This is a genomic window from Rhodococcus aetherivorans (genome assembly GCF_011058165.1).
GTDB lineage: Bacteria > Actinomycetota > Actinomycetes > Mycobacteriales > Mycobacteriaceae > Rhodococcus > Rhodococcus aetherivorans.
Genome location: NZ_JAALEG010000003.1, coordinates 1 through 19,491, shown reverse-complemented (window position 1 = coordinate 19,491; position 19,491 = coordinate 1). Strand labels below are relative to the sequence as shown.

20 protein-coding genes and 1 pseudogene are annotated in these 19,491 nt (G+C 70.7%); 13 read left to right on the top strand and 8 right to left on the bottom strand.

Annotated elements, in window-relative coordinates; genetic code table 11:
- Nucleotides 1–35 precede the first annotated feature (35 nt).
- Nucleotides 36–1,064, top strand: coding sequence for a CobW family GTP-binding protein (locus G6039_RS01790; protein WP_043797075.1), 1,029 nt, complete (start codon nucleotides 36–38; stop codon nucleotides 1,062–1,064).
- Between the two features lie 24 nt (nucleotides 1,065–1,088).
- Here G6039_RS01790 and G6039_RS01785 read toward each other — a convergent pair whose 3' ends face one another.
- The 4 genes from G6039_RS01785 to G6039_RS01770 form a co-directional block, all read right to left on the bottom strand.
- Complete coding sequence (locus G6039_RS01785) at nucleotides 1,089–2,519, bottom strand: DEAD/DEAH box helicase (protein ID WP_164528054.1); 1,431 nt, start codon at nucleotides 2,517–2,519, stop codon at nucleotides 1,089–1,091.
- 175 nt (nucleotides 2,520–2,694) lie between these two features.
- Nucleotides 2,695–3,141, bottom strand: a complete 447-nt coding sequence (locus G6039_RS01780; RefSeq protein ID WP_043798868.1) for a molybdenum cofactor biosynthesis protein MoaE — start codon at nucleotides 3,139–3,141, stop codon at nucleotides 2,695–2,697.
- Nucleotides 3,134–4,180: a bifunctional molybdenum cofactor biosynthesis protein MoaC/MoaB gene (moaCB, locus tag G6039_RS01775; protein WP_006940573.1), complete on the bottom strand. Its 1,047-nt coding sequence runs from the start codon at nucleotides 4,178–4,180 to the stop codon at nucleotides 3,134–3,136. Before moaCB ends, G6039_RS01780 begins: the two co-directional genes overlap by 8 nt.
- The gene (locus G6039_RS01770; protein WP_043798870.1) at nucleotides 4,177–5,442 is read right to left on the bottom strand and encodes a molybdopterin molybdotransferase MoeA; all 1,266 of its coding nucleotides are present in this window, start codon (nucleotides 5,440–5,442) and stop codon (nucleotides 4,177–4,179) included. Before G6039_RS01770 ends, moaCB begins: the two co-directional genes overlap by 4 nt.
- Before the next feature lie 120 nt (nucleotides 5,443–5,562).
- Here G6039_RS01770 and moaA point away from each other — a divergent pair, with 120 nt between their 5' ends.
- The gene (gene moaA / locus G6039_RS01765; RefSeq protein ID WP_043798875.1) at nucleotides 5,563–6,624 is read left to right on the top strand and encodes a GTP 3',8-cyclase MoaA; all 1,062 of its coding nucleotides are present in this window, start codon (nucleotides 5,563–5,565) and stop codon (nucleotides 6,622–6,624) included.
- Complete coding sequence (locus tag G6039_RS01760) at nucleotides 6,617–6,877, top strand: MoaD/ThiS family protein (protein WP_006940570.1); 261 nt, start codon at nucleotides 6,617–6,619, stop codon at nucleotides 6,875–6,877. Before moaA ends, G6039_RS01760 begins: the two co-directional genes overlap by 8 nt.
- Before the next feature lie 88 nt (nucleotides 6,878–6,965).
- Here G6039_RS01760 and nadE read toward each other — a convergent pair whose 3' ends face one another.
- Nucleotides 6,966–7,805, bottom strand: coding sequence for an ammonia-dependent NAD(+) synthetase (gene nadE, locus G6039_RS01755; protein ID WP_006940569.1), 840 nt, complete (start codon nucleotides 7,803–7,805; stop codon nucleotides 6,966–6,968).
- A gap of 75 nt (nucleotides 7,806–7,880) precedes the next feature.
- Between nadE and G6039_RS01750 the strand changes: the two genes are divergently transcribed.
- Both G6039_RS01750 and G6039_RS01745 read left to right on the top strand, forming a co-directional pair.
- Nucleotides 7,881–8,654, top strand: coding sequence for a fructosamine kinase family protein (locus G6039_RS01750; RefSeq protein ID WP_043798877.1), 774 nt, complete (start codon nucleotides 7,881–7,883; stop codon nucleotides 8,652–8,654).
- Complete coding sequence (locus G6039_RS01745; protein WP_006940567.1) at nucleotides 8,651–9,199, top strand: nucleosidase; 549 nt, start codon at nucleotides 8,651–8,653, stop codon at nucleotides 9,197–9,199. The genes G6039_RS01750 and G6039_RS01745 overlap by 4 nt, the downstream gene beginning before the upstream one ends.
- A 15-nt stretch (nucleotides 9,200–9,214) precedes the next feature.
- On the opposite strand, the gene G6039_RS01740 is transcribed toward G6039_RS01745, so the two are convergent.
- Both G6039_RS01740 and G6039_RS01735 read right to left on the bottom strand, forming a co-directional pair.
- A complete protein-coding gene (locus G6039_RS01740; protein WP_029544491.1) occupies nucleotides 9,215–10,006 on the bottom strand; it encodes an META domain-containing protein in 792 nt (263 codons plus the stop codon).
- A gap of 5 nt (nucleotides 10,007–10,011) precedes the next feature.
- Nucleotides 10,012–10,641, bottom strand: coding sequence for a TetR/AcrR family transcriptional regulator (locus G6039_RS01735; protein WP_043798878.1), 630 nt, complete (start codon nucleotides 10,639–10,641; stop codon nucleotides 10,012–10,014).
- Between the two features lie 88 nt (nucleotides 10,642–10,729).
- Here G6039_RS01735 and G6039_RS01730 point away from each other — a divergent pair, with 88 nt between their 5' ends.
- From G6039_RS01730 to nrdF, 8 genes are all read left to right on the top strand, one after another.
- Nucleotides 10,730–11,290 carry an NAD(P)H-dependent oxidoreductase gene (locus tag G6039_RS01730; RefSeq protein WP_006940564.1) on the top strand — a complete coding sequence of 187 codons (561 nt, stop codon included), beginning with the start codon at nucleotides 10,730–10,732 and terminating at the stop codon, nucleotides 11,288–11,290.
- Nucleotides 11,291–11,430: 140 nt separating this feature from the next.
- Nucleotides 11,431–11,979, top strand: a complete 549-nt coding sequence (locus tag G6039_RS01725) for a 2Fe-2S iron-sulfur cluster-binding protein (protein ID WP_043798879.1) — start codon at nucleotides 11,431–11,433, stop codon at nucleotides 11,977–11,979.
- Nucleotides 11,976–12,965, top strand: coding sequence for an FAD binding domain-containing protein (locus tag G6039_RS01720; protein WP_043798882.1), 990 nt, complete (start codon nucleotides 11,976–11,978; stop codon nucleotides 12,963–12,965). The genes G6039_RS01725 and G6039_RS01720 overlap by 4 nt, the downstream gene beginning before the upstream one ends.
- Nucleotides 12,962–15,073, top strand: coding sequence for a xanthine dehydrogenase family protein molybdopterin-binding subunit (locus G6039_RS01715; protein WP_043798883.1), 2,112 nt, complete (start codon nucleotides 12,962–12,964; stop codon nucleotides 15,071–15,073). Before G6039_RS01720 ends, G6039_RS01715 begins: the two co-directional genes overlap by 4 nt.
- Before the next feature lie 197 nt (nucleotides 15,074–15,270).
- The gene (locus tag G6039_RS01710; protein WP_006940556.1) at nucleotides 15,271–15,501 is read left to right on the top strand and encodes a redoxin NrdH; all 231 of its coding nucleotides are present in this window, start codon (nucleotides 15,271–15,273) and stop codon (nucleotides 15,499–15,501) included.
- A 69-nt stretch (nucleotides 15,502–15,570) separates the two neighbouring features.
- Nucleotides 15,571–15,999, top strand: a complete 429-nt coding sequence (nrdI, locus tag G6039_RS01705; protein WP_006940545.1) for a class Ib ribonucleoside-diphosphate reductase assembly flavoprotein NrdI — start codon at nucleotides 15,571–15,573, stop codon at nucleotides 15,997–15,999.
- 184 nt (nucleotides 16,000–16,183) lie between these two features.
- Nucleotides 16,184–18,265: a class 1b ribonucleoside-diphosphate reductase subunit alpha gene (gene nrdE / locus G6039_RS01700; RefSeq protein ID WP_206530652.1), complete on the top strand. Its 2,082-nt coding sequence runs from the start codon at nucleotides 16,184–16,186 to the stop codon at nucleotides 18,263–18,265.
- A 44-nt stretch (nucleotides 18,266–18,309) separates the two neighbouring features.
- Entirely contained in the window at nucleotides 18,310–19,317 is a 1,008-nt protein-coding gene (nrdF, locus tag G6039_RS01695) for a class 1b ribonucleoside-diphosphate reductase subunit beta (RefSeq protein WP_043798885.1), read from the top strand.
- Nucleotides 19,318–19,371: 54 nt separating this feature from the next.
- On the opposite strand, the pseudogene G6039_RS31360 reads toward nrdF, so the two are convergent.
- Nucleotides 19,372–19,491: pseudogene (locus G6039_RS31360) on the bottom strand (IS30 family transposase); the annotation flags it as partial.

Here is a 19,491-nt window from a genome sequence, read left to right as displayed (position 1 = left end):
GACCGGCCGGCGGGACGCACCGCTAGGCTCGCCTCATGGCGAACAAGCGGACCCCCGTGGTGATCGTCGCAGGATTCCTGGGCTCCGGGAAGACCACCCTGCTCAATCACCTGCTGCGCAACAACCGCGGCGCGCGAATCGGCGTGATCGTCAACGACTTCGGCTCGGTCAACATCGACTCGATGATGGTCGCCGGGCAGGTCGACTCCATGGTCTCGCTGAGCAACGGCTGCCTGTGCTGCGCCGTCGACGTCGCCGACATGGACGCGATGCTCGACCGGCTCGCGCACCGTACCTCCGGCATCGACGTCATCGTCGTCGAAGCCAGCGGACTCGCCGAGCCGCGCAACATGATCCGGCTCGTCGTCGGCTCGGGCAACGAACACGTGGGTTACGGCGGTCTCGTCCTCGTCGTCGATGCCGCCGAGTTCGGCACCGTCCGGGGCCGGCATCCCGAACTCGATCAGCACGTCGCGCTCGCGGACCTCGTGCTGCTCAACAAGACCGACCGCATCGACGGCGACGCCCACGACGAGTTGCTCGAACTGCTGTGCCGCCTCAACGACCGCGCCGCGATCGTGTCCACCGTGCACGGGCGCATCGACCCGGCGTTGCTGTTCGACATCCCCGAACGCCCCGAGCCGCAACCCGGCGAACAACTCAGCCTCGACCGGTTGCTGTACGAGGAACACGACGAGGACGGAGACCACACGCACCTGCACGACGGCTACGAAGCCGTCGACTTCGAGTCCCCCGTCCCGCTGCACCCGCGTGCCCTCGTCGACTTCCTCGAGGACCAGCCGGCCGGGGTGTTCCGCATCAAGGGGTACGTCCACGTCGTCGCCGGGGGACGCACGCGCACCTACCTGCTGCACACCGTCGGCGACCACATCCGCTTCGACCCCGTCCGGCGCACGGGCGACGTCCCTGCCACCACCCGGCTCGTCGTGATCGGCGCCGATCTGGACCCCGAGGCGGTACGCGCCCGGCTCGCCGAATGTGTCCCGACCGAACCGGTGCCGGCAGACGCGATGCTGGCCGTGCACCGGTTCACCCCGCGCTGAGCGGGTCCGGAAGCGGGGACCTACCTACCGTGCGGCGGTCGCCGACGTGTGATTCGGGCGACGCCGGCGCCCCCCGGCCTGGCCGGCGCGTTCCTGCCGGGCCGCCGGCTGCTCCTGCCGCGACGCGCCCTGCTGCCGGGCGGCCCCGCCGCCGTGCTGCCGGGCGGCCCCGCCGCCGTGCTGCCGGGCGCCGCGCTGAGCGGCGGCCCCGCTGCCGCTGCGCCGGGCCGGCCGTCGCGATCCACCGCCGGACGGGGCCGGTGCGGCCTGCTTGACCGACGGGCTCACGTGCGGGGCGATCTCGCCGACCAGGTCCAGCACGTGCTCCGACTTCGCCGTCACCCGCACCGGAGTGACCTTGATCGCGGCCTTGCGCATGATGACGGCCAGATCCTTGCGCTGCTCGGGCAGCACCACGGTCACGACGTCGCCGGTGCTCCCGGCGCGGGCCGTACGGCCCGAACGGTGCAGGTACGCCTTGTGCTCGGCCGGCGGGTCGACGTGCACCACCAGTTCCACGTCGTCGACGTGGACGCCGCGGGCCGCGACGTCGGTGGCCACGAGCACACGCGCCTCACCGGAGGAGAACGCCGCGAGGTTGCGGTCGCGCGCGTTCTGCGACAGGTTGCCGTGCAGATCGACCGCCGGGATGCCGGACTCGGTGAGCTGACGGGCGAGCTTGCGGGCCTGATGCTTGGTGCGCATGAACAGGATTCGCCGGCCCGTACCGGACGCCAGGGTCCGCACGAGGTCCTTCTTCGTGTCGGCGTTGTCGACGTCGAACACGTGATGGGTCATCGCCGCCACCGGGGAGTGCGCCTCGTCGACCGAGTGCAGCACCTCGTTGCGCAGGAACCGCTTGACGAGCTTGTCGACGCCGTTGTCCAGCGTGGCCGAGAACAGCAGGCGCTGACCGTCCTTGGGGGTCGCGTTCATGATGCGCGTCACGCCGGGCAGGAAGCCGAGATCGGCCATGTGGTCCGCCTCGTCGAGCACGGTGATCTCCACCGCGTCGAGCGTGACGAACTTCTGCCGCATCAGGTCCTCGAGGCGGCCCGGGCAGGCGATCACGATGTCCACGCCGCGGCGCAGCGCGTCGACCTGCCGGTTCTGCGACACTCCGCCGAAGATGGTGGTCACCCGCAGCCCGGCGACCCGCGCGAGGGGCTCGACGACCGCGGCGATCTGCGTGGCCAGCTCGCGGGTGGGGGCCAGCACCAGCCCACGCGGGCGGCCGGCCTCGCGGGTGGCGCGGCCGGCCAGGCGCGCGGCGAGCGGAATGGAGAACGCCAGCGTCTTGCCACTGCCCGTGCGGCCCCGGCCGAGCACGTCACGGCCGTCCAGCGTGTCGGGCAGCGTGTCGACCTGGATCGGGAACGGGCTCGTGATGCCGCTGTCGCCCAGGGAGGCCACCAGGGTCCGGGGGACGCCGAGGTCGGAGAAGGAAACGGTCATAGGTACAGAACTGCCTTTCGATGCAGCGTGCACGCACCCCGAGACGATCTCGGAGGGCGCAGTGGATCGCCGCAAGGAAAGCCGATGCCGGTATTGCATGCGGAACCGGGCACGATCCCGGCCCGCCGGTATCCCACGACGGTGAGCATCGTCGTGATGCCCGAACTACCGCAGCCTACCCCACGCCGGGATGCTCGTCGGCGCACGCGTCGAGGCCGACCCACTCGGACAGACCGTCCTCGAATCGCTGCCGCTTCCAGATGGGGACCTCGCGTTTGATGCGTTCGACCAGTTCGGCGCACACAGCGAAGGCTTCGGCCCGGTGCGGTGCCGCCACCGCCGCCACCAGCGCGAGATCGCCGATGGTGAGATCGCCCACTCTGTGGACCGCGGCGACCGGCAGTCCCGACTCCGCCGCCACCTGTTCGCAACAGCGACGCAGGAATCGCTCCGCCTCGGGGTGCGCCCGGTACTCGAGCGCGCTCACCGCGCGCCCGCCGTCGTGGTTGCGCACCACCCCGCTGAACAGCACCACCGCCCCGTGCTGGGGGCCGGCGACCGCGGCGTCCACCGACGCCGGGTCGAGCGGCTCGGCCGAGATCCGTGCCAGCAGCTCATTCATGCGCGCCTCCTCCGGCGACCTGGGCCAGCAGGTGGCCGAGAATCGGCTCGAGCACCGCCAGCCCGTCCTTCACGCCACCCGGTGAGCCGGGCAGATTGACCACCACCGTGCGGCCCACCAGCCCGGCCACGCCGCGTGACAGCGAGGCGTGCGGGGTGGCCTGCAGGCCGCGCAGGCGGATGGCCTCGGCGACCCCCGGCAGCTCGCGGTCCAGCAGCGCCAGCGTCGCCTCCGGGGTCGCGTCCGTGGGGGAGGCGCCGGTCCCGCCGGTGGAGATCACCAGGGCCGGGTCGCCGGCGAGCGCGTCCTCGAGGCCCCACGCGATGTCCGCGTCGGCATACACCAGAGGACCCCGCACCGTGAAGCCGCGCGCCTCGAGAAAGTCCGCGATCAGCGGGCCCGTCCTGTCCTCCCGCGTACCGGCAGCCACACCCGTGGACGCGACGAGCACCGTCGCCGGCACGCCGGCCTGCTCCAGGATGTCGTCCTCGTCCGGCGTGACGGTCTCGTCCTCCGCCGGTGCGGCGGTCTCCGCCTCGTCGCGCTGCCAGTGCCCGCGCTTGCCGCCCTCCTTCGAGACCAACCGCACTCCGTTCAGCACCGCGGCGGGGTCGACGGCCTTGACCATGTCGTGCAACGTCAGCCCGGCCACCGCGACGGCGGTGAGGGCCTCCATCTCGACGCCTGTGGGGCCCTTCGTCTTTGCCGTCGCCTCGATCGTGATCGCGGTGTCGGTGAACCCGAAGGTGACCTTCACCGACGACAGCGCCAACTGGTGGCACAGCGGAATCAGCTCCCACGTGCGCTTGGCCGCCGCGATCCCGGCGATCCGCGCGGTGGCGAGCACGTCCGCCTTGGGCATGTCGTCGGCCCGCACCAGCGACACCACCTCCGCGGTGGTGACGAGTTCGCCGGCGGCGACCGCGACGCGGGCGGTGTCGGCCTTGCCGGACACGTCGACCATGCGGGCGCGGCCCCGGTCGTCGAGGTGACTCAGGGCCCCGCCGTCGGGCGGGGTGAGGTCGTGCGGTTCGGTCATAGCGGTAGTACCTTCACGAGTTCTCCGGGTTCGAGGTCCGAGGTGTCGGCAGGGATGTCGAGCAGTACGTCCGCGGTGGCCATCGCGGCGATCAGGTGGGACCCGGCGCCGGGGATCGCCACCACGGCGCCGCCGTCGCGGCGAGCGCGCAGGAACTGGCGCTTGCCCGGCACGGAGCTGAGACCTGTTGACAGAGGCCGGGTCTCGGGCTCGACGGCGGGCAGCCCCGCGGCGGCTCGCAGTACCGGCCGGGCGAACACCTCGAACGAGACCAGCGCGCTGACCGGATTGCCGGGGAAGGTCAGCACCGGCACGGAATCCACCAGTGCCGTGCCCTGCGGACCGCCCGGCTGCATCGCCACCGACACGAATTCGGCCCCTCGCGGGCCGAGCACGTCCTTGACGACCTCGAAGTCGCCCTTCGACACCCCGCCCGAGGTGAACACCACCTCGGCGACGGCGGCGGCGCGAGCGAGTTTCGCCGCGAACACCTCCGCATCGTCGCCGCTGCGATCCACCGAGACCACCAGCGCCCCGTTGGCGGCCGCGCTGGCGGCCAGGGCCGGCCCGTTCGAGTCGTGGATCTTGCCCGGGGCGAGAACGCTTCCTCCGGGCACCAGTTCGCTGCCGGTCGAGATCACCGCCACGCGCGGCCGAGTCCGGACGGACACGTGGGTCAGGCCGACGGCGGCGAGCGCCGCGACGTGCCGGGCCGCGACGACGGTGCCCGCGGGCAGCAGCGTGCGACCGCGGTGGATGTCGCTGCCGCGCTCGCGCACGTATGCCCCCGGTTCGGGCAGCCTGCACACCGTGACCCGGAGTCCCCGCCCCTCGGCCGCGGTGTCCTCGACCGGCACGGTGTCCTCGACCGGCACGGTGTCCTCGACCGGCACGGTGTCCTCGACCGGCACGGTGTCCTCGACGGGAACGACGGCGTCGGCACCGGTGGGCAGTGGCGCGCCGGTCATGATCTTGGTGGCGGTCCCGGGCACGTGCGCGACGACCCCGTCGCCGGCCGCGAGGACGGCACGCACGGGCAGGGTCGCGGGCGCCGCGGTGAGCGAGGCCGTGTCGACCGCGTAGCCGTCCATCTGCGAATTGCGGAAGGTGGGGAGGTCGATCGGAGCGACGACGTCCTCGGCCAGCACCCGGCCGAGCGCTTCGAGCAGCGGCACCGGTTCGGTACCGCGGATCAGCAACGGGGAGAGCAACGTCGCCACGTGTCGCGCATGCTCCTCCACCGACCGCCTGCCGCCCGCCATGGGCCAATCCTAGGCACATCGCTCGCGGCGCCGTGCGTCCTCGTCCGGGTCGTGGTTTCTGCTCCTCCCGCACGACGGGGCCCGCGACGGCATACTGAGGGTCATGAGGACGGAGGCCCGATGACCGCGGTGCACGTGGGGATCCCGGCGGTGCGCCCTGCCGCTGTCGACGACGTCTCCGACCGGCCCGACACTCCCGAACTGCTGGACCGGTTCGGGCGTGTCGCGCGCGACCTGCGGGTGTCGATCACCGAGAAGTGCTCGCTGCGCTGCACGTACTGCATGCCCGAGGAGGGGCTGCCGGCGATCCCGCGCGAGCGGCTGCTCAGCGCCGACGAGATCGTGCGGCTCGTGGCCGTCGCGGTGCACCGGCTCGGGGTCCGGGAGGTGCGCTTCACCGGCGGGGAGCCGCTCATGCGGCGGGACCTCGAGCAGATCGTCGCCGGGTGTGCGCGCGCCGTCCCCGGCATCCCGCTGGCGGTGACGACCAACGCGGTGGGACTCGCCCATCGTGCCCGGGCGCTGGCGGAGGCGGGCCTGACCCGGGTCAACATCTCCCTGGACTCGGTCGACCGCGCGCGGTTCGCCCGGCTGACCCGGCGCGATCGGCTGGATTCGGTGCTCGACGGGATCCGCGCGGCCAAGGCGGCCGGGTTCGCGCCGGTGAAGGTCAACGCGGTGCTCATGCCGCAGACCCTCGACGGGGCCGCGGCCCTGCTGGCCTGGTGCCTCGACGAGGGCGTGCAGCTGCGGTTCATCGAGCAGATGCCGCTCGACGCCGACCACGAGTGGGCCCGGGCGAACATGGTGCCCGCGCAGCGGCTGCTCGACGTGCTCTCCGCCCGCTTCGCCCTCACCGAGGTCGGCCGCGAGGACCCGTCGGCGCCGGCCGAACGCTGGGCGGTCGACGGCGGGCCCGCGACGGTCGGCATCATCGCGTCGGTGACCCGGTCGTTCTGCTCGGACTGCGACCGCACCCGCCTGACGTCGGAGGGCACCGTGCGCTCGTGCCTGTTCAGCGACCGGGAGACCGACCTGCGGGCGGCGCTGCGCGGCGGCGCGAACGACGACGAGCTCGCCGCGCTGTGGCGTGGTGCAATGTGGAACAAGTGGGCCGGACACGGCATCGACGCGGCGGACTTCACCCCGCCGCAGCGCAGCATGGGAGCTATCGGTGGGTGAGACCGTGACGGGCATCGAGGTGCGGTATTTCGCGGCGGCGGCGGACGCGGCCGGAGTGGAGAAGGAGACGGTGGCGCTGGCGCCGTCGGTGGATCTGGGCACCCTCAAGACCGCCCTGATCGACCGTCACGGCGCCGAGATGGCGCGGGTGTTGTCGGTGGCCGCGTTCCTCATCGACTCCGAACTCACCCGCGACCTCGGACGCGCCGCCGGACCTACGGTCGACGTCCTCCCGCCGTTCGCCGGCGGCTGACGGGATCAGGCCCGGCCGCCGGGCTGAGCGGATCAGGCCCGGCCCGCCGGGCGGGGCGGATCGGCCCGGCCGCCGGGCGGGGTGGCTGTCAGCGCCACCAGGTGTCGAACGGCGACACCGGCACCGTCCGCTTGTGCCGGGTGTTCAGGAACGTCCGCTCGAGCTTCTCGGCCAGCTCCGGGGTGACGTCCTTGCCCTCGAGGTAGTCGTCGATCTCCGCATAGGTCATACCCAGGGCCACCTCGTCCGGAAGGGCCGGCCGGTCCTCCTCGAGATCCGCGGTCGGCACCTTCTGCCAGGTGCTGTCGGGAGCCCCGAGTTCGCGCAGCAGCGCTGCGCCCTGCCGCTTCGTCAGGCCGGCGAGCGGGGTCAGGTCCACCCCGCCGTCGCCGTGCTTGGTGAAGAACCCGGTCACCGCCTCGGCGGCGTGGTCCGTCCCGACCACCAGGTAGCCGAGCTCGCCGGCGATCGCGTACTGCAGGATCATCCGCTCGCGGGCCTTGATGTTGCCCCGCACGAAGTCGCTCAGCTGCGATCCGTTGCCGTAGATCTCGTGCATGGCCTGCCCGACCTCGGCGGCCGAGGCGTCGGCACCGGGCTTGACGTTGATCCGCAACGAGCGGTCGGGACCGATGAACTCCAGCGCGACCTGCGCGTCGTGCTCGTCGGCCTGCTCGCCGTAGGGCAGCCGCACCGCGACGAACTCGGCCTCGCGGCCCTCGGCCCGCAGTTCCTCCGCCGCGAGCTGGGCGAGCCGGCCGGCGAGGGTGCTGTCCTGACCGCCGCTGATGCCGAGAACGAACCCCTTGGCGGGGGTCGACACGACGTAGTCCTTCAGGAACTGCACGCGGGACCGGACCTCCGCCCGGGGGTCGATCGTCGGCCGGACGCCGAGTTCCTCGATGATCTGCTCGCGAAGGTTCGCCATATTCCGAACCCTAGCGGGACGCCCGACGGTCTGCTCGGGTGACATGCGCGGCGCGCCGCGGGCACACTCGTGGCGATGAGCAGCGACGTCTTCCGCAAGCACCGGGCCGGGGCTCACCCCGACTTCTTCCGCGCCGAGGCCGCCGGGCTGGCCTGGCTCGCGGACGCCGGCATGCCCGTTGCCGGTGTCCGCGACGTCGGGGTGGACCACATCGACCTCGAGCGGTTGACCGAGGCGGCCCCCACCGCCGCGGCGGCTCGGGAGTTCGGCGCTCGCCTGGCGCGTATGCACGCCGCGGGCGCCGCCGGATTCGGTTGCGCACCGGACGGATTCGACGGCCAGCTGTTCATCGGCAAGCGGCCGATGAGTAGCACGGTCCACGCGAGCTGGGGCGAGTTCTACGTGGTGGAACGGGTCGAGCCGTTCCTGCGGATCGCGGTGGACGCCGGCAGCGTCACCGCCGCGCAGCTGCCCGACGTCGAGCGGGCCTGCGCGCGCGTCGCCGCCGGGGAGTTCGACGACGGTGCACCCCCCGCCCGCCTGCACGGCGACCTGTGGAACGGCAACGTGCTGTGGACCGCCGCGGGGGTGGTGCTGATCGACCCGGCGGCGCACGGCGGTCATCGCGAGACGGACCTGGCGATGCTGGCGCTGTTCGGCTGCCCCCGGCTCGACGAGATCGTCGCGGCCTACGACGCCACGTGCCCGCTGCGAGCCGGATGGCGCGAGCGCGTGCCGATGCACCAGCTGCATCCGCTGGCGGTGCACGCGGCGGGCTACGGTGCGGGGTACGGGCGGGCGCTGCACCGGGCGGCGCTCGCGACCCTCGCGCTGGGAGAGAAGAGTTGACCGAGATCCTCGTCGTCGCCGCCACGAAGTCCGAGGCAGCGCACGTGCCGGCGCACTACGAGACGGTGATCACCGGCATCGGCAAGGTGCACGCGGCCGTCGCGGTGACCGAGGCGCTGGCGCGGCACCGGCGCGGGACCCCGCCGGTGGTGGTCAACATCGGGACCGCCGGGGCGCTACACCTGCACCACGGCGGCCTCTACGTCCCCTCGGCGGTGATCAATCACGACATCAGCAGCGAGGTGCTGCGCAGCCTCGGCTACCCGGTCGAGGACGTGCTCGAACTCGACGACGGGGACGGGACGGTGCTCGCCACGGGCGATTCCTTCGTCTCGGACGCGCAGGTGCGTGACGCGCTCGCCGCCCGCGCCGACCTCGTCGACATGGAGGGCTTCGCGGTCGCGCTCGCCGCATCCCGCATGGGCGCGCAGTGCCGGCTCGTCAAGCACGTGAGCGACCACGCCGACGAGACCGCCCTGGACTGGCCGGCCAAGGTCGATGCCAGTGCCCGCGCACTCGCGCAGTGGCTGGTCGAGCGGTACTGAGCCGAAGCCGGCTCGTCAGCGGGCGGTGTATCCGAGACCGGTGACACCGTCGGCGGCGGTCAGCCGCATCGCCGCACCCTCGACCGTGTACCGCACCTCGCCGGACAGCACTCCCAGGACGGCCGACTCGATCCGCGCGAGCTCCGGGTCGGGGCACGCCGCGCGGGTGGTGGCCAGCGGCCCGAACGTGACCACGGTGTCTCCGACGGTGGCGGTACCGGTGAACCGGTTGCAGCCGGTGCTGCCCGAGACCGTGCCGTCGCCGGCGACGGTCAGGGTGGGCGCGGCGTCCTCGAGGGCGCGGGAGGTCGACACCGCGTCGGCCGTGACGAGTTCGGTGAGCACCCAGTGCGTGTCCACGACGGGACGGTCGGGGTCGGCGACCGTGCGGTCGAGCAGTGAGACGGACACTTCGCCGCCGTCGAGGGTGAGTACGTCGCCGTCGAGACGCCAGCGCGGTTCCGACGCCAGCAGATCGGACAGCCAGGTGTCGGCGCGGTCGAGCGGCGGCGGGCACGACATGAGAGTGCTGCCGAGCCGATCGGCGCGCAGCACGCCGTCGCCGAGTTCCACCGACCCGAACGAACGGTTGCAGCCGGCGGTGGCGGCGATCCGGCCCGCATCGGGGAACTCCACGACCAGTGGGCCGCCGCCGGGAATCTGCGGGCCCGACACGGCGGTGGAGACGAACGCCCGCCCCACGAGCACGGCCGGGTCCTGGGGCGGGGCGGCGGCGCCGTCGCCCGCGCAGGCGGCCGTCGTCGCGGCCAGCGCGAGGAGAATCGAGAGCCCGAGAGTCCGCCGCATGCCGGTCACGGTACCGCCCGCCCGGCGGCGGGCGGCGCCGTGACGACGCGGCGGGCCAGGTCCGCCCACCCGTCGGCGAGCCGGTCGAGCGAGAACCCCAGATCGCGCCACTGATGCAGGACCAGGGTGGCCTCGAGCGGGGCGAACAGGGCCTGGGCCAGCAGCGGGAGGTCGCCGTCGACACCCGCAGTGCGAAGCAGGACCTCGATGTGGGTCAGGCTGACGGCCCGTGCCGGGGCATTGAACCGGGCCTCGGCGGAACTCTCCGCGGCGCGGAGCACCTCGCCCTGCACCTCCACGAGACGGATGCGGGCACGACCGAACGCGACGAGCCGGTCGACGGGATCGGCGCCGGGTCCGAGCGGCGGGGGACCGGTGAGGAACTGCTGCTGCAGGGCCTGTTCGGAATGGTCGAGCAGGGCGCGCATGAGTCCCGCACGGGAGCCGAAGCGGCGGAAGACGGTGCCCTTGCCGACCCCGGCGCGCGCGGCGACGGCGTCCATCGTGACCGCGTCGACGCCGCGTTCGGCGACGAGGAGCGAGGCCGCCTCGAGGAGCCGGCGCCGGTTGCGGGCCGCGTCGCACCGTTCGGCGCCCTCGTCCCCGACCAGCGGCAGCAGCGGAATGTTCACCACGTCACAGTACCGCCCGGGAATGGAAGTGGACCGCGGTCCGTTTAGAGTGGAGTCAGACCCGGACACCCGAACCGAAGGAAACACCCCCATGTCCCAGACCCGCGTTCTCGCTCTCGTCGGCAGCCTGCGCTCCGCCTCCGTCAACCGCCGCCTCGCCGAGACCGCGGCCGCCGTCGCGCCGCAGGGCGTCGAGGTCTCCGTGTACGAAGGCCTCGGCGAGGTGCCCTTCTACAACGAGGACCTCGACGGCGAGACCGGCGCGCCCGTCGCCGCCGGGGCGCTGCGCGTCGCGGCGAGCGAGGCCGACGCCCTCCTGCTCGTCACCCCCGAGTACAACGGCACCATCCCCGCCGTGCTCAAGAACGCCATCGACTGGCTCTCCCGCCCGTACGGCGCCGGCGCCCTGGCCGGCAAGCCCGTCGCCGTCATCAGCGCCTCGCCCAGCGGCAACGGCGCGAAGTGGGCGCTCGAGGAGACCGTCAAGGCGCTCGGCATCGCCGGCAGCCGGACGGGCCTGCAGCTGTCCATCGGCGGCACCATCGACAAGTTCGGCGACGCCCACCCCAAGGAGAACGCCGAGGTCGCCGAGCAGATCTCCGCGCTGCTCGCCCAGCTCGCCGACGCCCGCCGGGAACTCGTCGACGCCTGAGCCGGCTGCACACCGAACGGCCCCGGACCACGCCAGGTCCGGGGCCGTCACCGTCCGTACCCCATTCGCGCCCGCAGCCGTGATTGCCGGGGCATGCTGCGGGGAATACCTCGCCAGTCCCCACCGCGACGGAGGAGCCCATGGCGCACGAGAGCGACAGTCCCGGCGAACACGAGCACACGATCACCCTGCGCGTCGACGGCCGTGAGCGCCGCTGCATCGTCGACGTGCGCACCACGCTCCTCGATGCCCTGCGCGACCGGCTCGGGATCTACTCCCCGAAGAAGGGCTGCGACCACGGCCAGTGCGGCGCGTGCACGGTCCTGCTCGACTCCCGGCGCATCGTGAGTTGCCTGTCGCTCGCGGTCGCCCACGACGGCGCCGACGTCGTCACCGCCGCCGGCATCGCGGACGACGGTCCCTCGCACCTGCCCCAGGCGTTCGTCGAATGCGACGCCTTCCAGTGCGGCTACTGCACACCGGGCCAGATCTGCTCCGCCGTCGGGATGTTCGACGAGGCCGCCAAGGGTTCCCCGAGCCACGTCACCGCGGACCTCACACAGGACCCGGAACTGACCGACGACGAGATCCGCGAACGCATGAGCGGAAACCTGTGCCGCTGCGCGGCCTACCCCAACATCGTCGAAGCGCTCCGCCACGTCGCGCGCGGGGAGGGGCACTGCTCGTGAAGACGTTCCGCTACGAGACGCCCGCCGATCCCGCCGCCGCGGTCGCCGCGGTCGCCGGCCACCCGGGTGCCGCCTTCCTCGCCGGCGGCACGAACCTGGTGGACCACCTCAAGCTCGGCGTCACCGCGCCCGACGTCCTCGTCGACGTCTCCCGCCTGTCGCTCGACGTCGTGGAGGAGACCGCCGAAGGCGGGCTGCGCGTCGGCGCCAACGTGCGCAACAGCGACCTGGCCGCCCACCCGATCGTCCGTCGCCGGTACCCGGTCCTGGCCCGGGCCCTGCTGGCCGGCGCCTCCCCGCAGCTGCGCAACATGGCCACCACCGCCGGCAATCTGCTTCAGCGCACCCGCTGCGTGTACTTCCGGGACCCGTCGACCCCGTGCAACAAGCGCACCCCGGGCAGCGGCTGCACCGCGATCGGTGGCTACACCCGCTACCACGCCATCCTCGGCGCCTCCGAACAGTGCGTCGCCACCCACCCGTCGGATATGGCGGTGGCGCTGCTCGCGCTCGACGCCCAGGTGACGGTGCTCGGATCGCAGGGGGAGCGGTGCATCCCCGTCGAGCAGCTCTACCGGCTTCCCGGCGAAAGCCCCGAGTACGACACGGTGCTCGAGCGCGACGAGCTGATCCTGGACGTCGAGATCCCGGCGCCCGAAGGCGCCGTCTCGACGTACCGCAAGGTGCGCGACCGGGCGTCGTACGCGTTCGCGCTCGTCTCGGTGGCGGCGGACCTGACGGTCGCCGACGGCGTCGTCACCGGATGCCGCATCGCCCTCGGCGGCGTCGCGCACCGGCCGTGGCGCGCCCATCGCGCCGAGCACATCCTGCTGGGGAGCGCCCCCGGTGACGGCGTCTTCGCTGCGGCCGCCGACGCGGAACTCGCCGATGCCCGGCCCCTCGACGGCAACGAGTTCAAGGTGCCGCTGTTGCGCCGCACCCTCGTCTCGGTACTGCGTGAACTCACCTCGGAGGCAGTCGCATGACCAACTCGGCCCAGCGCCCGATCGGCACGTCGACGCCGCGGGTGGACGGCCCGCAGAAGGTGGCCGGAACCGCGCCCTACGCGTACGAGCATCCGGTCGACGACCCGGCCTACCTCGTCCCGGTCACGGCAACCGTGGCGCGGGGAACGGTGACCCGCATCGAGACCGCGGAGGCGGAGGCCCTGCCCGGCGTGCTCGTCGTTCTCACCCCGTGGAATGCCCCCCGCCTGGCGGACACCTCGGAGGCCGAGTACGCGGTCCTGCAGAGCCCGGACGTCGCCTTCCGGGGGCAGATCGTCGCCGCCGTAGTCGCCGAGACGCCCGAGATCGCGCGACACGCAAGCGAACTGGTCCGGGTGGAGTACGAGTCCGCGCCGCACGACGTCGCGTTCCGGCACGACCACCCGCGCAGCTATGCCCCGGAACAGGCCAACGGCGGATATCCGACCGACACGGAACAGGGCGATGCCGCAGCGGCCGAGGCCGCGGAGCGCGACGGCGTCGTGGTCGACGGCTGGTATTCCACCCCGGAGGAGCACAACAACCCCCTCGAACCGCACACGGTCGTGGCCGAGTGGTCCGGCGAGTCGTTGACGTTGTACGACTCCACGCAGAGCGCCCACGGCGTCGTCTCCACGCTGGCTCCCGTGCTCGGTCTGCGCCCCCAGCAGATGCGGGTGATCAGTCCCTACGTCGGGGGTGGTTTCGGGTCCAAGGGGGCGCCGCACGCGCACGACGTCGTGGCGGCGATGGCGGCGCGCCTGCTGCCCGGTCGGGCGGTCAAGTTCGCCGTGTCCCGGCAGGACATGTTCGGGTACGTCGGCTACCGGCCGCCCACCGTCTCGCACGTCCGCCTCGTCGCGAGCCGGGAAGGGCGTCTCGAAGCCATGGTGCACGAGGCCTTCTCGCAGTCCTCGCACGTGCGCGAGTACGCGGAGCAGACGGCGGTGTCGTCACGGGGGATGTACGCCTCGCCGTATCGGCGCACCTCGCACCGCATCGTCGCGCTCGACGTGCCCGCGCCCTACTGGATGCGTGCGCCGGGGGAGGCCCCCGGGATGTTCGCCGGCGAGGTCGCGATGGACGAGCTGGCGGTGGCGTGCGGCATGGACCCGATCGAACTGCGGGTCCGCAACGACCCGCCCGCCGATCCCGAGTCCGGCCGGCCCTGGTCCTCGCGCCGGCTGGTGGAGTGCCTGCGGGAGGGGAGTCGCAGTTTCGGCTGGGACGCCGCCGACCGCACGCCCGGCACCCGCCGCGACGGCCGGTGGCTCGTGGGGACCGGAGTGGCCGCGGCGAGCTACCCGCACCTGGTCAACCCCGGCACCGAGGTCGCGGTCCGGCACGACGGCGACGGGCGCTTCACCGTCCGCACCGGCGCCGCGGACATCGGGACCGGAGCATGGACCACGCTCACCCTCGTCGCGGCCGACGCGCTCGGCTGCCGGCCCGAGGACATCCATCTCGAGATCGGTGACTCGGCCCTGCCGAACGCCACCGTCGCCGGCGGATCCTCCGGTACCTCGTCGTGGGGCACCGCGATCGTCGCCGCGGCCCACGCGTTCCGCAAGCGGCACGGGGATCGACCGGAGCCGGGTGCCGAGGCATCGGCGACGGCCGAGGAGAATCCCGCGCTCGAGCACTACCGCATCCAGTCGTTCGGCGCGCATTTCGCCGAGGTGCGGGTGGATGTCGACACGGGCGAGATCCGGGTGCCGAGGATGCTCGGCGTGTTCTCCGTGGGCCGGGTGGTCAACCCCCGCACCGCCCGTTCGCAGCTGATCGGCGGGATGTGCTTCGGCATCTCCATGGCCCTGCACGAGGAGAGCATCCGCGATCCCCGCACCGGCCACGTGGTCAACCACGACCTTGCGGAGTACCACATCCCCACCAATGCCGACGTCGGCGACGTGGACGCGACCTGGCTCGACGAGGACGACCTGCACGCCACACCGATGGGGTCGCGCGGGGTCGGGGAGATCGGCATCGTCGGCAGCGCCGCGGCGGTCGTCAATGCCCTCCGGCACGCCACCGGGGCGCGGGTGCGCCGGCTTCCGGTGCACCTCGAGGACGTGCTCCCGTACCTGCCCGACAGCCCCGCGCGGTGAATAACGACCTGGGAATATCACGGCTGTAACTCACAACATCTCGCGTTCTATGAATCTGTCGGCCACTAGGTGTAGTGTCTAGAGCGCTGGAAGGCTTGATCGTTTCCGGTCCCTCGGGGAAGCGGGATCGTGCTGGTACGACGGGCCTCGAGGCACTGCTGTGCAGTCAGTCGTCAGGTTGTCGAAAAGGGGAAACCATGAACATCACCGTCTACACCAAGCCTGCCTGCGTTCAGTGCAATGCCACCTACCGTGCCCTCGACAAGGCCGGTATCGAGTACGCCGTCGTCGACATCTCGGAGAACCCGGAAGCGCGGGACTTCGTGATGGCCCTCGGTTACCTGCAGGCCCCCGTGGTGGTCGCCGGTGACGAGCACTGGTCCGGCTTCCGCCCGGACCGGATCAAGGCCCTCGCCGTCGCCGCCTGACCCGTCGCGCGCCGACCCACCGCCCCTGCGGCCGGTCGCCGGACCCGAGCGAAGTGATGTGAGACATCCATGACCTCGTTGGTGTACTTCTCGAGCACATCGGAGAACACGCACCGATTCGTCCGGCGACTGGGGTTGCCGGCCACCCGGATTCCGCTGCACGACCGTGACGGCACCTTCGAGGTGCACGAGCCGTACGTGCTGATCCTGCCGACCTACGGCGGCGGCACCACCGCGACCGGCCGGGACACGAACTTCGTGCCCAAGCAGGTCATCCGGTTCCTCAACAATCCGCGCAACCGTGCGCTGATTCGCGGGGTCATCGCCGCCGGCAACACCAACTTCGGCGAATCCTATTGTTACGCCGGGGATGTGGTCTCCCAGAAGTGCAAGGTCCCGTACCTCTACCGGTTCGAACTGATGGGTACCGCCGAGGACGTCGAGCGCGTCCGCGAGGGCCTGGCACAGTTCTGGGCGCAGGCGTTGCAGTCGGCGTAACCGCGACCTCACCCACACTCGTCCACTCCATCAACGCTGCGTCACCGTCGGGGATACGGGTGCGCGGCGAACCCGTCTACTCACAGTGGGAGCAAGCACCGTGACCGTCACCGATGCCGCGCCGGCAGCGAGCGCCAAGATCGACGAATCCCTCAAGGGACTCGACTACCACGCGCTCAACGCGATGTTGAACCTCTACGGGCCCAACGGCGAGATCCAGTTCGACAAGGACGTCGCCGCCGCGCGCCAGTACTTCCTGCAGCACGTCAACCAGAACACGGTGTTCTTCCACAACCTCGAGGAGAAGCTCGACTACCTCGTGGAGGAGAACTACTACGAGCCCGAGGTGCTCGAGCAGTACTCCCGCCCGTTCGTCAAGCAGCTCTTCGAGCACGCCTACTCGAAGAAGTTCCGCTTCCCGACGTTCCTGGGTGCGTTCAAGTACTACACCTCGTACACGCTCAAGACGTTCGACGGCAAGCGCTACCTGGAGCGGTTCGAGGACCGCGTCTGCATGGTCGCCCTGACCCTGGCCGCCGGCGACGAGCAGCTCGCGACCCACCTCGTCGACGAGATCATCTCCGGCCGGTTCCAGCCCGCGACCCCGACGTTCCTCAACTCCGGCAAGAAGCAGCGCGGCGAGCCCGTCTCCTGCTTCCTGCTGCGCATCGAGGACAACATGGAGTCCATCGGCCGCTCGATCAACTCGGCACTGCAGCTGTCCAAGCGCGGAGGCGGGGTTGCGTTGCTGCTGAGCAACATCCGAGAGCACGGGGCGCCGATCAAGCAGATCGAGAACCAGTCCTCCGGCGTCATCCCGATCATGAAGCTGCTCGAGGACTCCTTCTCCTACGCCAACCAGCTCGGGGCCCGCCAGGGCGCCGGCGCGGTGTATCTGCACGCCCACCACCCCGACATCTACCGCTTCCTCGACACCAAGCGCGAGAACGCGGACGAGAAGATCCGCATCAAGACCCTCTCGCTGGGCATCGTCATCCCCGACATCACGTTCGAGCTGGCGAAGCGCAACGAGGACATGTACCTGTTCTCGCCGTACGACGTCGAGCGCATCTACGGTGTGCCGTTCGCCGACATCGACGTCACCGAGAAGTACTACGAGATGGTCGACGACAAGCGCATCCGCAAGTCGAAGATCAAGGCGCGCGAGTTCTTCCAGACGGTTGCGGAACTGCAGTTCGAGTCCGGCTACCCGTACATCATGTTCGAGGACACCGTCAACCGGGCCAATCCCATTCAGGGCAAGATCACCCACTCGAACCTGTGCTCGGAGATCCTGCAGGTCTCCACGCCGTCGACGTTCAACGAGGACCTGTCCTACAGCCATGTGGGCAAGGACATCTCGTGCAATCTCGGCTCGCTGAACATCGCCAAGGCGATGGACTCGCCGGACTTCGCGCACACCATCGAGGTGGCGATCCGGGCGCTGACCGCCGTGTCGGACCAGACCCACATCTACTCGGTGCCGTCGATCGAGCAGGGCAACAACGACTCCCACGCGATCGGCCTCGGACAGATGAACCTGCACGGCTACCTCGCCCGTGAGCGCATCTTCTACGGCTCCGAAGAGGGCGTCGACTTCACGAACATCTACTTCTACACCGTGCTGTTCCACGCGCTGCGCGCGTCGAACCGGCTCGCCATCGAGCGGGGCACGTACTTCAAGGGCTTCCCCGAGTCGAAGTATGCCTCGGGCGAGTTCTTCGACAAGTACACCGACCAGGTGTGGGAGCCGGCCACCGCCCGCGTGCGGCAGCTCTTCGCCGACGCCGACGTGGCGATTCCCACGCAGGACGACTGGCGTGCGCTGAAGGCGTCGGTCCAGGAGCACGGCATCTACAACCAGAACCTGCAGGCCGTGCCGCCGACCGGGTCGATCTCGTACATCAACAACTCCACCAGTTCCATCCACCCGGTGGCGTCGAAGATCGAGATCCGCAAGGAGGGCAAGATCGGCCGCGTCTACTACCCCGCTCCCTACCTGACCAACGACAACCTGGAGTACTTCCAGGACGCGTACGAGATCGGGTACGAGAAGATCATCGACACGTACGCGGCGGCCACCCAGCACGTCGACCAGGGCCTGTCGCTGACGTTGTTCTTCAAGGACACCGTCACCACCCGCGACGTGAACAAGGCGCAGATCTACGCCTGGCGCAAGGGAATCAAGACGCTGTACTACATCCGGCTGCGGCAGATGGCGCTCGAGGGCACCGAGGTCGAGGGCTGCGTCTCCTGCATGCTGTGACGAATCTTGCCGGTACACATCGAAACTCAGGTAGGGAAAGACAGATGACCTCCGCACCCCGCGCGCACTCGCCGGCCGACGGCGCCCACGTCAAACTGATCGACCGCGTCTCGGCGATCAACTGGAACCGCGTTCCGGACGAGAAGGACTCGGAGGTGTGGGACCGCCTCACCGGCAACTTCTGGTTGCCGGAGAAGGTCCCGGTGTCCAACGACATCCCGTCGTGGGGCACGCTCACCGAGTACGAGCAGGAACTGACCATGCGCGTGTTCACCGGTCTGACCCTGCTCGACACGATCCAGGGCACCGTCGGCGCGGTGTCGCTGATCCCGGACGCGGTGACCCCGCACGAGGAGGCGGTGCTCACCAACATCGCGTTCATGGAGTCGGTGCACGCCAAGTCGTACTCGAGCATCTTCTCGACGCTGTGCTCCACCCGCCAGATCGACGACGCGTTCCGCTGGTCGGAGGAGAACGACAACCTGCAGCGCAAGGCGCAGATCGTCCTCGACTACTACCAGGGCGACAGCCCGCTCAAGCGCAAGGCTGCCTCGACGCTGCTCGAGTCGTTCCTGTTCTACTCGGGCTTCTACCTGCCGATGTACTGGTCGTCGCGGGCGAAGCTGACCAACACCGCGGACATGATCCGGCTGATCATCCGCGACGAGGCCGTGCACGGCTACTACATCGGCTACAAGTACCAGCGCGGCCTCGAGCAGGTCACCCAGGCCGAGCGCGACGAGCTCAAGGACTGGGTCTTCGATCTGCTGTTCGAGCTGTACGACAACGAAACCCAGTACACCGCGGACCTCTACGACGAGGCCGGGCTCACCGAGGACGTCAAGAAGTTCCTGCGGTACAACGCCAACAAGGCCCTGATGAACCTCGGCTACGAGGCGCTGTTCCCCAAGGACGAGACCGACGTGAACCCGGCGATCCTGTCCGCGCTGTCCCCGAATGCCGACGAGAACCACGACTTCTTCTCCGGCTCGGGCAGCTCGTACGTGATCGGCAAGGCCGTCGTCACCGAGGACGAGGACTGGGACTTCTGACCCCACGGTCCACCTGTTGTGGCCGAATGTCACACGCGTTCGATCTGGGCGGTTTCAGGCGGCCGATGCGACAAGCTCGGTGAACGCTTCGGTTGGCGTGCGCCAGCGTAGCGTCTGCCGGGGGCGGCCGTTGAACTCGTCCTGGACCTGCTGCAGGTCCTCGGGCGTGTACAC